Origin of the sequence: Campylobacter sp. MG1 (assembly GCF_026616895.1) — a bacterium.
Lineage (GTDB): Bacteria > Campylobacterota > Campylobacteria > Campylobacterales > Campylobacteraceae > Campylobacter_E.
The window spans coordinates 30877-47326 of record NZ_JANYME010000001.1 but is presented as its reverse complement, the minus strand read 5'-3'; the positions used below and the strand labels follow the sequence as shown (position 1 = coordinate 47326).

11 protein-coding genes are annotated in these 16450 nt (G+C 25.9%); 5 read left to right on the top strand and 6 right to left on the bottom strand.

Annotated elements, in window-relative coordinates:
* Positions 1–76: 76 nt before the first annotated feature.
* Genes NY022_RS00220 through pheS form a run of 4 tightly spaced genes read right to left on the bottom strand, consistent with a single transcriptional unit; the run spans position 77 to position 5472 of the window.
* Positions 77–910, bottom strand: coding sequence for a 4-hydroxy-3-methylbut-2-enyl diphosphate reductase (locus tag NY022_RS00220; RefSeq protein ID WP_267523016.1), 834 nt, complete (start codon positions 908–910; stop codon positions 77–79).
* Positions 900–2180 carry a 3-phosphoshikimate 1-carboxyvinyltransferase gene (aroA, locus tag NY022_RS00215; protein WP_267523015.1) on the bottom strand — a complete coding sequence of 427 codons (1281 nt, stop codon included), beginning with the start codon at positions 2178–2180 and terminating at the stop codon, positions 900–902. The genes NY022_RS00220 and aroA overlap by 11 nt, the downstream gene beginning before the upstream one ends.
* Entirely contained in the window at positions 2177–4483 is a 2307-nt protein-coding gene (gene pheT, locus NY022_RS00210) for a phenylalanine--tRNA ligase subunit beta (protein ID WP_267523014.1), read from the bottom strand. Before pheT ends, aroA begins: the two co-directional genes overlap by 4 nt.
* Positions 4480–5472 (bottom strand): phenylalanine--tRNA ligase subunit alpha, encoded by a 993-nt coding sequence (gene pheS / locus NY022_RS00205; protein WP_267523013.1) that lies wholly within the window; start codon positions 5470–5472, stop codon positions 4480–4482. The genes pheT and pheS overlap by 4 nt, the downstream gene beginning before the upstream one ends.
* An 84-nt stretch (positions 5473–5556) precedes the next feature.
* Between pheS and NY022_RS00200 the strand changes: the two genes are divergently transcribed.
* Positions 5557–5919: a histidine triad nucleotide-binding protein gene (locus tag NY022_RS00200; RefSeq protein WP_267523012.1), complete on the top strand. Its 363-nt coding sequence runs from the start codon at positions 5557–5559 to the stop codon at positions 5917–5919.
* Positions 5920–5943: 24 nt separating this feature from the next.
* The gene (locus tag NY022_RS00195) at positions 5944–7074 is read left to right on the top strand and encodes an MFS transporter (protein ID WP_267523011.1); all 1131 of its coding nucleotides are present in this window, start codon (positions 5944–5946) and stop codon (positions 7072–7074) included.
* A gap of 14 nt (positions 7075–7088) precedes the next feature.
* On the opposite strand, the gene purU is transcribed toward NY022_RS00195, so the two are convergent.
* Complete coding sequence (purU, locus tag NY022_RS00190) at positions 7089–7916, bottom strand: formyltetrahydrofolate deformylase (RefSeq protein ID WP_267523010.1); 828 nt, start codon at positions 7914–7916, stop codon at positions 7089–7091.
* A 3-nt stretch (positions 7917–7919) separates the two neighbouring features.
* Positions 7920–10529, bottom strand: coding sequence for a valine--tRNA ligase (locus tag NY022_RS00185; protein WP_267523009.1), 2610 nt, complete (start codon positions 10527–10529; stop codon positions 7920–7922).
* A 107-nt stretch (positions 10530–10636) separates the two neighbouring features.
* On the opposite strand from NY022_RS00185, the gene NY022_RS00180 reads away from it, so the two are divergent.
* From NY022_RS00180 to NY022_RS00170, 3 genes are read left to right on the top strand one after another with little or no spacing between them, the layout of a single operon-like run.
* Positions 10637–12457, top strand: coding sequence for an LTA synthase family protein (locus tag NY022_RS00180; RefSeq protein ID WP_267523008.1), 1821 nt, complete (start codon positions 10637–10639; stop codon positions 12455–12457).
* A 9-nt stretch (positions 12458–12466) separates the two neighbouring features.
* Positions 12467–14275, top strand: coding sequence for an LTA synthase family protein (locus NY022_RS00175; RefSeq protein ID WP_267523007.1), 1809 nt, complete (start codon positions 12467–12469; stop codon positions 14273–14275).
* Positions 14272–16275, top strand: coding sequence for an ATP-dependent helicase (locus NY022_RS00170; RefSeq protein WP_267523006.1), 2004 nt, complete (start codon positions 14272–14274; stop codon positions 16273–16275). Before NY022_RS00175 ends, NY022_RS00170 begins: the two co-directional genes overlap by 4 nt.
* The last annotated feature ends 175 nt before the right edge of the window (positions 16276–16450 follow it).

The window sequence follows — 16450 nt, the reverse complement described above, 5'->3', positions numbered from 1 at the left end:
TGGTCCTTTTGTGTAAAAATTAATCAAATTTAAAAATGATTGTGAACTATTCTACCATATTTAGCTTACAAAGTATTTAATTTAAATTAAAACTTTCAATTTTTTTTATTACTTTATCAATAATCCAATTTGGAGTGCTAGCACCTGCACTAACACCACAATTATTTTTATTTTCAAACCATTTCTTACAAACTTCATCTTCATTTTCTATTAAGTAACTATCTTTACAATATTCTTTAGCTATCAAAAACAGCTGTTTAGTATTTGAGCTATTTTTTCCACCAACTATTATTATGATATCGTTTTTCATAGCTAAATTTTTTACGGCTTCTTGATTTTTAAAAGTAGCATCACATATTGTATTAAAAACTCTAACTTCTTTTACTTTCAAAATCAAATAATTAGCTATTTGTATAAATTGCTCTATTTTTTTTGTAGTTTGACTTATCAATGCTACTTTATTACTAAATTTAATACTCTCTAATTCTTTTTCACTAAGTACAACATATACATTAGTATTTGCATAGCTTTTAACACCCTTTACTTCAGGATGATTAACATCTCCAAAAATTATAATTTCATATCCCTCGTTACTCATTTTTTCTACTATTTCTTGAGGCTTTTTAACAAAAGGACAAGTAGCATCTATTATCTCTCTTTTACTATCTTTTAAAACTTGTAAGTCATCTTTAGTTATACCATGCGTTCTTATAATAACTTTTTTTTCATCTTTTAATTCACTAATATCACTTAAAGTATTTACATTAAAATCTTTTTTTAACCTAGTTATTTCATCATTATTGTGTATTAGTGGCCCTATAGTAGCAGCATTTTTAGTTTTTTCTGCTTGTTTAATAGCCCTTCTTACACCAAAACAAAAACCATAACTTTTAGCAAGTTCAATTTTCATAACTAGCACCAAATATTTTTAAAATATCGTAAAAATTTACAAACGAAGACGAAACGCATTGAGTATCATCTATGCTAATATCAAAATCTTTAGCTAGTAAAGAAAAACTCATAGCTATTCTATGATCTCCAAAACTTTTTAGATTAGCTTTATTATTAGTATAAGTTTTACCAACAACGCTAAAACCATCTTCAAATTCTTCAAATTTAACACCTAAAATTTTATAATTTTCTAAAACAGCATTAATCCTATCACTTTCTTTTACTCTTAATTCTTTAGCATTTTTAACACGAGAAATTCCATCAGCATACAAAAATGCTATTGATAATGCTGGAATTTCATCTATTAACCAAGATATATTTTTACTAACTTCAATAGCTTTTAATTTAGAACTCTTTATAGTTATATCGCCTATTTTTTCATAACTTTCATCTGTAATTTTATAACTAATATCAGCACCCATTTTTCTTAAAATTTCATACGCTTCTATTCTCGTTTCATTTAATAACATATTCTTTAATATCAATGTTGAATTTTCACTAATAGCACATAAAACAGCAAAGAAAAATGCTGAAGATGGGTCGTTTGGAATATTTATATTATAAGGTTTTAGTTTTTTAGTAAGTGGCAAAACCTTTATATTTAAATTATCAACAGTTATTGGTGCATCCATAATTTTTAATAAATTTTCTGAATGATTTCTACTTAATTCATCCTCACTAATTTCACAACCCTTACTAAGCAAACCAGCTAAAACTAACGCTGTTTTTACCTGTGCTGACTTTAAATAATTATGATATTTAAAATATTCAATAGCGTGACCTTTTATAGCAAGTGGTGCATAATTAGCATTATCTCTACCACATATATCAGCACCAAAACTATTTAATATGGAACTAATTCTTTTCATAGGTCTTTTATTTAAATATTCATCACCACTTAAAACAAAAAAACCATTTTGAGTAGCTAAAAATCCTATCAGTAGCCTCATTAAAGTTCCTGAATTACCACATTCTAAAACAGTATCTGGTGAAATTATATTTTCAGGTGGAATAATTTTTATTACATTATCTACTCGCTCTACTTTAGCTCCTAATGCTTGTATTACTTTTAAAGTATTTAAACAATCATCAGCTAATAAATAATTCTTTATACTACATTCACCATCTGTCAATAAAGAAAATAATGCGGCTCTATGAGATATTGATTTATCTGATGCAATATCATTTAATACTATGTCGAATGGTTTATTTGCTAACTTTATTTTCATCTTAAATTTAATCCTAATTCTTTTATTTTATCAATAACTAAGCTTATTTCGTTATTAATATCATCGTTTTTTAACACTTTTTCATTATCAATGAAACTAAAACTAATACTAAGACTCTCAAAATCACCTAATTTTTCATCGCAATACAAATCAATTATCTTATAATCTACAAGGTTTTTAATATTTAAACTTTTAATAGCATTTTTAATTATATTATAATCATAATTTTTAGGAATTAGTATACTCAAATCTCTAGTTGTTCCTTGAAATTTAGAATAAGGTTTTGCTTTGATAAAATCACTTGATAACTCATTAAAATCAACTTCACAAATGTAAGTTTTAGGCAATTCTAATTCATCTTCTATATGTAAATCTAACCTTCCAACAACGCCTATTAATTTATCATTTTTATATATATTAGCTCTTTCAAATTCGCTAAATAAATGATAATCACTACTACCTAATGTAAAATCTTTAAAAATTGTTTTTAACTCACTTAAAAAGGTATAAAAATCAATATTTTTCGGCTTTGCATGATTTTTTAAATTTGCAACTTCATTAAGACCTGAACTTAATAAAGCAATTTTTTTAATTTCCTTACCATCTTTATCAAAAACACTACCAACTTCAAATAATTTTACACTTTTCCTAGAATTATTAAAATTATTACTTGCCTGTTTTAAAAGAGTACTAATAATAGTAGGTCTTAAAGTATTTAATTCATTTGATATAGGATTTATAATATCATTTTTTATATATTCTAAATTTAATTTTTTTAAATATTCTTTACTATCAAATACATATCCAATACTTTCAAAATAGCCACACATTATAGCTCTAGTTCTTAATTCTAATGATTTTTTATAATTTAAATACGTAGTATTAGTTCTATTTGCTTCATGAAAATTTAATGGTTTAGGTATTATATTATCAATACCTTTCATTCTAACTATTTCTTCACAAATATCAGATGAATTTGTAACATCATGTCTATAAAATGGTACTTTTATATAAAAATTATCATCTTTTATAGTCAATTCAAAACCTAATCTTTTCAATATTTTTACTATATCATTTTTTTCAAATATTTGACCTATCATATTGTTTAATTCATTCAAATTAACATTAATACTAACCTTCTCTTTACTAGGAGTATTTTGACAGGAACTACCATATATTTTTAAATTTTCATGATTTTGTAAAAGATTAAACAAATAATCAATTCCTATTAAAAGTTCTGGTTCACTCCCTCTAAAACTTCTATATATATCAGTATTTTCATAATTTTTATGAACATTCGCTATTATATTTGGATTAACATAAAACGACATTATTAATATTTTACTACTATTTTCATCTACCTTATAGCTATCATTTTGAGTTACACCAGCTACACATAATACATTATCCTTATATTTTACCACATATTCTTTATTAGATTCAGCTTTCACATCTAAACTAATTTGATCGCAATTAGGACAAATCTTATTTAAATCAAATGCATTAAATAATACGCCATTAGCATGGGTGCTATAAGCCATTAAATTTTCTATAAAATTTATTTTTAGTTCATTTATACTAGCTAATCGTAATTTCACTTTTAAAGAATTACTAACATTTCCTAAAATTTCAATAGCTCTAATATTAAAATTTGCATCAATTCCATCACTGAAATGAACATTTAAAATTCTTCTAATACCTTCTGCATTATCAACATCTTTAAAAGGTTTCTTTTCTTTTAAATTAATATCTAATGCTGCACTTAAATCTCTTGCTATACCATTAATACTTAAGCAATCCCCACGATTAGGAGTTAGCTCAATTTCAATTAATTCATCATTAAATAAAGGATATTCGCATAATTCTTTACCTAAAGTAAGTTCGCCTATACTATTATCTAAAACCATAATGCCATCATTTATTTTAGCAAATCCAAGTTCGGTTGATGAGCATATCATTCCATTGCTCTCAACCCCACGCAATTTAGCTTTTTTAATAGTAATATCACCAATTTGTGCACCTTCTAAACTAACTGCTACAAATTGCCCTGCTTCAACATTTTTAGCTCCACATACGATTTGTAAAACTTCATTGCCAACATCTACTTGGCAAATACTTAATTTTTCAGCATCAGGGTGCTTTTCTTTACTCATTACTTTTGCAACTACAACTTTTTTAGGAGCTATAATTGTAGTTACCCCATCAACTTCTAAACCTATACTATTTAAAGTCTTTACTAATTCATCTGTACTAATATTTTTTAAGTCTATAAATTCATTCAACCAATTTTTACTAATTATCATTTAAATTGCTCCAATAATCTTAAATCTCCTTCAAATAATGACCTTAAATCAGGTATTTTATGAAGTAGCATTGCAAATCGCTCAACTCCTAAACCAAAAGCATATCCGCTAACATTTTTATATCCAACATCTTTAAATACATTTGGATGAACCATACCACAACCCATAACTTCAATAAAGCCTGTATGTTTGCAAACATTACATCCACAACCACCACAAAATACACATGATATATCAACTTCAGCACTAGGTTCTGTAAATGGGAAAAAGCTAGGACGAAATCTAACTTTTATATCTCCAAACATATATTTTAAAAATTCTTCTAAAACATACTTTAAATTAGCAAAAGATATTTTATCCCCATCTTCAACCACTAGCATTTCTATTTGATGAAACATAGGTGTATGTGTTACATCAAAATCTCTTCTAAACACAGCACCAGGTGCAATCATTCTAATAGGTGGTTTTTGATTTTTCATGGTTCTTATTTGCACTGGGCTTGTTTGAGTTCTAAGTAGTAATTTATCCGCAAAATAAAAAGTATCTTGCATATCTCTAGCTGGATGAGATTTTGGCAAATTTAAAGCCTCAAAATTATGCCAATCATCTTCAATTAAAGGACCTTCTTCAAGACTAAAATTTTGTCTTATAAAATAATCTATAATTCTATCCATAGTAATCATAACTGGATGAAAAGCTCCAGATTTTGAATTCTGATCAAAATAAGTAAAATTAAATGCATCTTTTTTAGCTTCATTTTTTATAAAATCTTCTTTAAGTTCTTTAAGTTTAGCATTATATTCTTCATTAAATTTATCTTTTAAATTATTTAATACACTAGCCCTATCTTTTTTTTCTTCACCACTTAAATCTTTAAGTTTAGAAAATTCAACAGTTATATAACCCTTTTTGCCTAAAGCTTGAATTTTAATATCTTCTAATTCATCAAGCGAACGGCAATTACTTAAATTAATTAAAATATCTTCCAAGTACTCTACCTTTGTATTGATTTTTTACAATTTTAGTGTAAATTATGTAAATATTTAATTAAATTTTAAAAAAAGGATAGGAAAATGAGCGAGTTGAATGTATTTGAAAAAATTGTAGCCGGAGAATTACCATCTAGCAAAGTTTTAGAAAACGATGAATTTTTAGCTTTTCATGATATTGACCCAAAAGCTCCAGTTCATATATTAATAATTCCTAAAAAAAGATTTATTAGTTTTCAAGAAGTTGATGGTGCTACAATGGCAAAAATGACTGATTTTATCCATGAGGTTGCAAAATTATTAGGACTTGATAAAAGTGGATATAAATTACTTACTAATGTAGGTTCTGATGCAGGACAAGAAGTATTTCACTTACACTTTCATATGTTAGGTGGATTAAAGTTATTTATACCAAAAGCAGAGGATAATAACGCTAGTTTATTTTAATTTATGAACAATAATTTTAATAGTATGCTCTTAATAGTTTCATTAGGAGCATTTCTTAGTACTTTAGCTATGAATCAAATTTTACCACTCCTACCTTTTATAATGCAAGAATACGGTGTAGTTGGTGATAAAGTTAGCTTATATAGTGGTTTAGCCTATGGCGGTAGCACATTAATGATGGCTGTGTTTGCTCCACTATGGGGAATTTTAGCTGATAAATTCGGTCGCAAAAAAATGCTACTTAGAGCTAGTTTTGGTATGGGCTTATGTATGATAATAAGTTCATTTTTACAAACAGCAGAGTCTTTTATAATATTAAGATTTATAATGGGACTTTTTTCAGGTTTTAACTCGGCTTGTATTGCGTTAATAGCAGTAAATGCACCACAAGATAAAATAAATATTTCTCTAGCAAAATTAAGTTCGTCACAAATAAGTGGTTCTTTACTCGGTCCTTTATTTGGTGGAATTTTAATGCATTTTTTTGATTTTAGAATACAATTTTTTATATCAGGTTGCATGCTTTTTATAATATTTTTTTTAATATTATTTTATGTCAAAGAAAATTTTTCACCACAATTAAAACAGCAAAATATTAAACTAAATAAAGAAAAATATAAATTTATATTTATATTATTTATAACATCATTTTTAATTCAATATTCACAAACTTTCATAGGACCTATTATAGGATTGTTTATATCAAATTTAATAGAATATAAAGAATTAGCCACTGGATTTTGTTTTTCACTAGCTGGAATAGCTAGTGCAATTTTTGCTCCTAAAATAACTTCTTTATCAAGTAAATATGGAGAAATTAAGCTAATACTATTTAGTACATTTTTTCTTTTTATATGTTTTGTGTTGCATTATTTTACTTATACAAACTATGTATTATTTTGCTTAATAAGATTTTTAACTGGAGTTAGTTTTTGCTCTATTATGCCTAATGTATATTCTCTAATAAGAAAGAATATACCAAAAGAAATAAATTCAAAATTTTTTGGATATAACCAAAGTTTTTTTGGATTCGGAGCATTTTTTGGAAGCCTTAGTGGTGGTTATTTTTATAATATTTACAATGCTAATATATTTTTCATATGTGCTGGTTGTGTAATTTCTAGTTTTTTAATGTTTTTATTTTTTAAAAGGTAAATTTAATTTACCTTTTAAAAAATTATAGTCTTATTACCAGCGATAAAAACTCTATCATCAAACACTTTTTCAAGGGCATTTCTTAGCACTAGAGTTTCTATTTTTTTACCTGCTTTTCTTAAATCTTTTGAATTATAAGTGTGATTTACTCTAACTATGTCTTGAAAAATGATAGGTCCTTCATCTAAATTATCCGTTACAAAATGCGCACTTGCTCCTATGATTTTAACCCCACGCTCATAAGCTTGTAGATATGGATTTGCACCGATAAATGCAGGTAAAAAAGAATGATGAATATTGATGATTTTATCTTTAAAAGTATTTACAAAATTTGGGCTTAAAATCCGCATATATTTTGCTAATACTATATAATCAACATTGTATTTTTTAATCTCTTGAATTATATCTTGCTCGTAAAGTTCTTTATCTTTGCTAGTATCAATTAGGCTAAAATCTATATCAAATCTTTTCACAAAATCGCTTAAATCGTGATTTGCCATAACTTTTAAGATATTCGCATTTAATTCATCTTCATAGTTTGCAAGTAGCAAATCTCCTAAACAATGAAGTTCTTTTGATGCTAGGATTATTATGTTTTTCTTTCTTTTTGGGCTAAATGTGATTTGTGCGTCTGTTAAAATCTGTTTTAAATTATTTATAAAATCATCTTTTACACTCTCACTTGAGCTTAAAATCGCTAGAAAATAAAAAGAATTTGTATCGCTATTTACAAATTCATTATTGCTTTCTATATTAAATCCCGCCTTATAAATCTCATTTGAGATAATAGCCACAAGCCCTTTTTTATCAGGGCAAGTGATTTTTAAGATATATTCATTCATAATTTATCCTATGTTATTTAATTCAGCTTTTATTTCATTTAATTCGTTTTCAGCTTTTTGCATAGCAATTTTGTTTTGTTCTACAACTTGTGCTGGTGCGTTAGCTACGAATTTTTCATTGCTTAGCATTTTGTTTAGCTTTTCGTATTCTGCTAGAACTTTTTTATATCTATTTTCTAACTTAGCTTTCATTTCATCAAGTGCTTTGCTATCTACAAAAATAGCGGTTTTTAAGTTCGTGCTAACATTTACGCTAAAGCTTTCTTTAGGATTTTCATCTTGGCTTAATTCTCCTACTTTAGCTAATTTTGCTATTAGTTTTAGATAATATTCATCAAATTTATGTTCGCTTATAATTTGTGCCGGAGCGTTTTTATCAGTAATATTTGCTGTTTTTTTGATACTTCTTAGGCTATTAATCGCTTCTTTGCAAAGCTCGTAGTTTTTGATAATTTGCTCTTCAGTGGTTGAAATCTCATTTATTTTAGGATACTTTTCTACCATAATTGAGCCATTTTCAAAAATACTTGTGCTGCCTAATTTATGATATAAATAATCACTAATAAATGGCATAAATGGACTAAGTAATTTCATAGCGTTTAAAAATACGCTCGCAAGCTCATCTATACTACTCTCATCAGCCTTGCTAAACTCAATTCCATAATCACAAAACTCATCCCATAAAAACTTATAAATATTCATAGCAGCATCATTAAATCTATATTCATCTAAGTTTTTACGAGTTTCATTTACGCATTTTTGAAATTCTGCGTTTATATAAATACCTAGTGTTGTTTTATAGCTACCTAGTATCTTATAATCCTTACCTTTAAGTAGTAAGAAATTCACCGCATTATAAAGCTTATTTGTGAAGTTACGAACTAAAATCATTCTATCTTCACTCATTCTTATATCTCTTCCTTGAACGGCTAAAAGTGCTAAAGTAAAGCGTAAAATGTCAGCACTATATTTATCAATGCTATCAAGTGGGTCAATTACATTGCCTTTACTCTTACTCATTTTTTGTCCGTTTTCATCTTTTACAAGTGCGTGAAGATAAATGTCTTTAAATGGGATTTCGCCTAGCTCATTTTCACTTTGAAATAGCATTCTACATACCCAGAAAAATAATATATCAAAGCCTGTAATTAAAAGTGAGTTTGGATAAAAGTCTTTTATATCACTTTCATTCCATAAAGTGCCTTTACCAAAATCGCCATTGTTATAACCTAGAGTTGAAAATGCCCAAAGTCCCGAGCTAAACCAAGTATCAAGCACATCTTTATCTTGAGTGATACTATCGCAGCCACATTTTTCACATTTTTCTACCTTTCTCTCACTTACATGAATATGTTCGCACTCATCACAATAATAAACAGGAATTTGATGTCCCCACCAAAGTTGTCTGCTGATACACCAAGGGCGTAATTCTCTTAACCAAGCATTAAAGCTATTTATCCAATGAGCTGGATAAAACTTAGCATCACCATTATTTACTTTTTCTATAACTTTTGTTGCAATGTCGGTTTTTACAAACCATTGTTTAGAAATATACGGCTCAACGATATTTTTACAACGATAACAATGTCCAACTTGATTTACATAATCTTCAATTTTTTCAATAAAACCCAATTCGTTTAGTTTATCAACTACTATTTTTCTAGCCTCAAGTCTTTCAAGTCCTTTAAACTCAGCACAATGCTCGTTTAAAATTCCATTTTCATCAAAAATAGTTAAAAACTCTAAATTATGTCTAAGTCCTACTTCATAGTCATTATTATCGTGAGCTGGTGTTACTTTTACAATTCCTGTTCCAAAGCTCATATCAACATGGCTATCAGCTATGATTTTTATTTTACGATTTATAATAGGCAGCGTAACTTCTTTACCAACCAAATGCTTATATCTTTCATCATTAGGATTTATCATTACAGCAGTATCGCCAAAATAAGTCTCAGGTCTAGTAGTTGCAACTACTAAATAATCCTTATCATTTAAAAAATATCTTATATGATAAAGTTTGCCTTTATTTTCTTCATATTCAACCTCAATATCACTTAATGCTCCATCTTTAGTACACCAGTTTATCATTCTGTTATTTTGCTCTATTAAGCCTTTATTATAAAGGTCCACAAAAGCTTTTTTAACAGCATTTTGAAGCCCTTCATCCATAGTAAAACGAAGTCTTGAAAAGGCAGGAGTAATGCCTAGTGCTTGCATTTGCTTAACTATAGCTCCACCGCTTTGCTCTTTCCACTCCCATACTTTTTCTATGAATTTTTCACGCCCTAATTCTTCTTTTTTAATCCCTTTTGCTAAAAGTTGCTTTTCAACTACATTTTGAGTAGCAATGCCTGCGTGGTCTAAGCCTGGTTGATAAAGCACCTTAAAGCCATCCATTCTTTTATATCTTGTAATAATGTCTTGAAGTGTAAAAGTAAGTGCGTGTCCTATATGTAAAACACCTGTAACATTTGGCGGTGGCATCATAATTGCAAAGTTTTTGCCATTTTCTTGAATATTTTTATTTCCATCTATTTCAAAATAGCCTTTTTGTTTGCAAAATTCATAATAATCTTTTTCAATTTCTTTTGGATTGTAAAAATCGCTCATAAATAATCCTTAAATTAGTGTTTTTTTGCCATTTTATTAATTTTTGCTTATTTTTAGGTTATTTTGCTAGACTTTTTACTTTATATTTAATTTTGTAGGTAGGTCTTATGAATTTAATAGTTCGTTCTTTTGTAGCTTATTTGATTTTCTTTTTAATATGTCTTTTATTTAGAGTTGGATTTTTATTATTTCATTATGATTACAACTTCAATGATTTTATAACCTCTATAATACAAGGTAGTAGATTTGATATGCAATATTGTGGATATATAGCAAGTGCATATTGTATATTTTCCATATTTGGGAAATTTGTATCGAAAATAATTTTTAACATAGCTTGTATTTTGATTTTATTTGCTGAACTTACATTCATTGTATTTTTTAATATTTATCGTAAAAACATAGATTTAAATTTATTTTTGTTTAAAAATGAAGAAACTCTTCCACTTATAAAAACTGCTTTTAGTGAAAATTATGGAATAATTCCTGCTATTTTTATATTTTTTATAGCCTTATTTGTTTTAAATTATATTCACGAAAAAATTTTAAAAAAGAACTTAAAAATTAACTTTAAATATTCATTAGCATTATTTATTGTATTTGCTTTTTCTATGATGCTTAGTATTAATCAAAAATTTTCATTTAAGGCTGCTAGTTTATTTAATGTTACAAAAGCTTACGATAACGCAGCACTTCAGGCTAGTACTTTTGGGCATTTAAAAGGTTTTGGAGGAACTATTAAGGATTATTATCAACAAAAAAATATAAATTTTGAATATTTTAATGTTGGCACACCAAAAGATGCTATTTGTAAATATTTTCAAATAAATCCTTGTAAAGAAGAAATAAATATATATGACTACATAAAACATAAAAAAGATGAAAATTTACAAATAAAACCTAGTAAGGTATATTATATAATCACAGAATCATTATCAGACTGGATTATGAATGAAAAATTTAATGATCTTTTTGAAGATATCCATAATTTTAAAAATAAAAACGCATATATCAGTGCAATTAATAATGCGGATAGTACAGCCAAAAGTCTTCAAACTCAACTCTTAGGAATTTACAATAATTTAGATGATAATTTTTTAAAATATAATTCACTAATTATTCCAAAAACTTCTTTAATAAGCCAATTTAAGGAACTTGGATTTAATGTTGATTTTTATTTTGGTGGAGCTAGAAATTGGGCTGGATTATTTGATTTTACTAATAAGTTACAAATTAATAAAAACTATGATAAAGAGCATATCTTTAAAGAAAATTTTGAAAATCTTAATTATCCTAATCAAAATTATTGGGGTGCTTATGATGATTTTTTATTTGCTTATGCTAGTAAAAATAGTAAAGAATTCAGCTTTAATATAATTATGACAACTACAAATCACCCAACTTATGATTTAGCATTTATGCAAAAGAATGATTTTGCTATCCCATTTGATAAGATAGAAAAACTAAGTACAAAGTATAAAAACGAACTAGCTACCATTTATTGGTATCAAAAAACCTTAATAAATTGGATAGAAAAAACAGCACAAAATGAACCTGATAGTCTTTTTGTAATTACAGGTGATCATTATGGAAGATTTAATATAGATGATAGTAATGATTTATTTATTACTCATTCAGTACCTGTTATAATGTATTATCCAAAGGCTAAGATTTATCCAACTTGTAAGATAACAAATCATCTTGATATAAGTGCAAGTATTATAAATTTAATTGCCCCTAAAGGTTATGAATATTTTAGTTTCGGAAGTCCTTGTTTTTCGTTAGAAAAAAAGGAAATTTTAGCAGCTAATAAATATGGTTTTGAAGTAGAATTTAAAGATGGAAAAATAACTAGTGGGGGGGGGTATTTGAGAATGGCTCAAGCACTTTCTTGGTATTTAGTTTATAAAGGCAATATTATTAAATAAGGTATAAAAATGTCTCATACAATTAAAAGCTTTATAATATTTTGTTTTTTTATTTTAGTTTGTTTTTTATTTAGATTAATATTTTTACTTTTAAATTTTGATTTTAGCATAGCTGATATGTTTAAAAGTATTTTTAGTGGAATTAGATTTGATAGTCAATTTTGTGCTGGATTTGCTAGTTTTTATTTTCTATTTGGAATAATTCATAAAAAAATAGCTAAAATTATATTTTTTCTCATATCAATTCTACTAATAATCCCAGAATTAATTTTTTATGTATTTTTTAAAATTTATAATAAAAAAATTGATTCTGATTTATTCTTATTTAAAAATGAAAATTTTTATGCTCTATTTAACACAGCACTAAAAGAAAATTATGGGATATTACCAGCATTTATAAGTTTTTTTATCATTATTGTTATTTTTTATATCTTTTATAAATTTATAAATAAAATAAATATTAAATCAAATAAAATTAACACTATAATCACTGTTATTGCCTTTATACTTACTATGCTTTTTACAATTAACCAGCAATTTTCACTAAAAGCTAGAAGCCTTTTACCACTTATGCCAAATTTCAATAACCATATTTTAAATGTATCTACATTCGGTCATTTAATTAATTTTTATTCAACATTAAAAGAAGAATATAAAGCTAGTAAAATCAATTTTAATAGCTTTAATATTGGCACTCCTAAAGAGACTGCTTGTAATTTTTTTAACATAAGTCCTTGCAAAGATAAAATTAATTTATATGATTATATAAAACATACAAAAACCGATGAAAAAATGATTAAACCTAAAAAAATCTACTATATCATTAGTGAGAGTTTATCTAATTGGGTAGTAGATGAAAGATTTAATGATTTATTTAATGATATTAATAATCTTAAAAATAAAGCCGCTTATATACCAGCACTTCACAATGCAGCAGGCACAATAAGAAGTCTTGAATCACAATTTTTAGGCGTACAAATTGATAATTATGAAATTTTTAAAAATTACTCAAAAATAAAAAGCTATAAACAAAGCCTTTCTTATAATGCAAAAAACTTAGGATATAACATAAATTTTTATTTTGGTGGATCAAAAAATTGGGCTAACACAGAAGATGCTGGAAAAATAATCGGCATTGATAAATTTTATGGCAAAAGTGATATGAAAAAATATTTTAATAATAAAAATATTAGTGGAGCTTGGGGAGTTTATGATAATTATTTATTTGATTTTATACAAAATAATAATAATTTAAATTCTTTAAACATAATTATGACAACAACTAATCATCCGCCTTATGATATGAGTTTTATAAAACATACTAAAATTGATATTCCATTTAATAAAATAAATAATCTAAATAAAAAATATAAAAATCAAATTTCAACAATTTATTGGTATCAAAAGGCTTTAATAAATTGGATAGAAGAAACTGCTAAAAATGAACCTGATAGTCTTTTTGTAATTACAGGTGATCATTATGGAAGATTTAATATAGATGATAGTAATGATTTATTTATTACTCATTCAGTACCTGTTATAATGTATTATCCAAAGGCTAAGATTTATCCAACTTGTAAGATAACAAATCATCTTGATATAAGTGCAAGTATTATAAATTTAATTGCCCCTAAAGGTTATGAATATTTTAGTTTCGGAAGTCCTTGTTTTTCGTTAGAAAAAAAGGAAATTTTAGCAGCTAATAAATATGGTTTTGAAGTAGAATTTAAAGATGGAAAAATAACTAGTGGGGGGGGGGTATTTGAGAATGGCTCAAGCACTTTCTTGGTATTTGATTTACAAAGGAAACATAATTGAATAAATTAAATGAAGAACAATATAGAGCTGCAACAGCTAATATAGGTCAAAACTTAATAATAGCAAGTGCTGGAACAGGAAAAACTAGCACAATAGTTGCAAGGATAGAACACTTATTAAATTTAGGTATAAAACCAAATGAGATAATGCTACTTACTTTTACAAATAAAGCCGCTCGTGAGATGATAACAAGACTTGAAAAAAAACTTGGTAAAAATAGTATAAAAGGCATTATTAGTGGAACTTTTCATTCTATAAGCCTTGAATTTCTTAAAAAAAACAAAAATATACAATTAAAAAAAACTAATGAATTAAGAATTTTACTTAAAAGCATTTATGAAAAATATAATCCTAAAACAGATGATTTATATGATTATTCGTATTTAGCTCAAATTTATTCTATGTTTAATAATACTTGTCTTAATGATGATTTTCATGGATATTTATGTGATAATTACGAAGGGCAAATACATAATAGCGATTTTTATTGCAAAGTTTTAAGCGAATATGAAGAGCAAAAAAAATCCCATAATTACTATGATTTTGATGATTTATTATTACAAGCTTTAACATTTTTTAAAAATGAATTTCAAGGTTGCTTTTATGAAGTTTTAGTAGATGAATATCAGGATACAAACAATCTTCAAAGTGCGATTTTAGATGCAATTCCTAAAAAATCTCTTTTTTGTGTAGGAGATTATGATCAAAGTATTTATGCCTTTAATGGGGCAAATATAGAAATAATAGGAAGTTTTAAAGATAGATATAAAAACGCTCAAATTTATTCATTAAATAAAAATTATAGAAGTCTAAGCAATATTTTAGAATTTGCAAATAGGGTTATTACTAAAAACGAAAGACTATATCCAAAAGAATTAATCGTAACTAGAAAAGAAGAAACTACACCTATAAAATTACATAGCTTTAATTTTTCAAGTGAACAATATGAATTTATAGCAAATGAAATCAGTGAAAAAATAAAACAAAATCCTAAAGAAGAGATCGCTGTAATTTATAGGAATAATTCTAGTGGTGATGGAATAGAAAGATTTTTAAAAATTAAAGGATTAAAAATCGCAAGAAAAGGTGGTAGTAGTTTTTATGATTTAAAGGAAGTAAATTCTTTAATTAATCTAGCAAACTTAACAAACAAATTTAGTGATATTTTAAGTTTTATAGATATTTTATTACAGACTAAAGGCGTTGGAAATGCCAAAGTAAATAATATTTATAAAGCATTTTTAGAATTAGGAAAAGGTTGTTTAATAGATGGGATATTAAGACCAATTAAAAAGGATAATTATAATTTTTTATCAAAAAATGATGAAAAATTTGGTTTATTTGCTAATTCTATAAACGAAAAAAAACAAAACAATAATTTTAATTATTTAAAAACTGATTTTAAATTTAATCCAATTTTATTATTAGATGGACTTAACGCAGAAAACATTATGTTTTTAGAAGAATTGTATATTTTTTTAAAAGAAAATGAAAAAATAAGTGATGCTTACACCTTAATAAAAAATGCTTTTCATTCAAAAATATTTGAATTAATTATAAATAATATCGCTATGCAACGCTCATTTAAAGGGGCAAAAATTATAAGTGAAATTAAAGAACAAAAAATAGAAAATATCAAAAATAACTGTAAATATATATTAGATGATTCAAAAAAATTCAATAATTTTAAAGATTTTTATGAACATACAATACTAAATATTGAATACGAAAATCAAAAAGGAGTGCAACTTCTAACTGTTCATGCTAGTAAAGGTCTTGAATTTAATATCGTATATTTGATTGATTTAGCACAAGGAAGATTTCCAAATTTAAAACTTAGTAAAAGTGCTGGTGGTATTGATGAAGAGCGAAGATTATTTTATGTAGCACTTACTAGAGCAAAAAATGAACTTATCATGAGTTGGGCTAAAAAACAAAATGATGATGATAAAAACGATGCTATTCGTTCAATTTTTATAGATGAAGGTAAGAAAAATTAAAACAATAAAATAGATATTAGAAAAAATTACTAAGCAATAACAATACTTCAAATTTTCAATTATTTAATTTTCTAATATTTTAAACATTTACAATAACTTGTATTATATGAAAACTAAAATTTTAACAATGATTTATAAAAATTAGTTAAATTAATAAAAAAAGATAAAGAGTATT

What these genes read in the sequence shown, in the direction of transcription:
- NY022_RS00220 (WP_267523016.1), bottom strand. Translation starts at nt 910, where the DNA reads ATGAAAATTGAACTTGCTAAAAGTTATGGTTTTTGTTTTGGTGTAAGA.
- aroA (WP_267523015.1), bottom strand. Translation starts at nt 2,180, where the DNA reads ATGAAAATAAAGTTAGCAAATAAACCATTCGACATAGTATTAAATGAT.
- pheT (WP_267523014.1), bottom strand. Translation starts at nt 4,483, where the DNA reads ATGATAATTAGTAAAAATTGGTTGAATGAATTTATAGACTTAAAAAAT.
- NY022_RS00200 (WP_267523012.1), top strand. Translation starts at nt 5,557, where the DNA reads ATGAGCGAGTTGAATGTATTTGAAAAAATTGTAGCCGGAGAATTACCA.
- NY022_RS00195 (WP_267523011.1), top strand. Translation starts at nt 5,944, where the DNA reads ATGCTCTTAATAGTTTCATTAGGAGCATTTCTTAGTACTTTAGCTATG.
- purU (WP_267523010.1), bottom strand. Translation starts at nt 7,916, where the DNA reads ATGAATGAATATATCTTAAAAATCACTTGCCCTGATAAAAAAGGGCTT.
- NY022_RS00185 (WP_267523009.1), bottom strand. Translation starts at nt 10,529, where the DNA reads ATGAGCGATTTTTACAATCCAAAAGAAATTGAAAAAGATTATTATGAA.
- NY022_RS00180 (WP_267523008.1), top strand. Translation starts at nt 10,637, where the DNA reads ATGAATTTAATAGTTCGTTCTTTTGTAGCTTATTTGATTTTCTTTTTA.
- NY022_RS00175 (WP_267523007.1), top strand. Translation starts at nt 12,467, where the DNA reads ATGTCTCATACAATTAAAAGCTTTATAATATTTTGTTTTTTTATTTTA.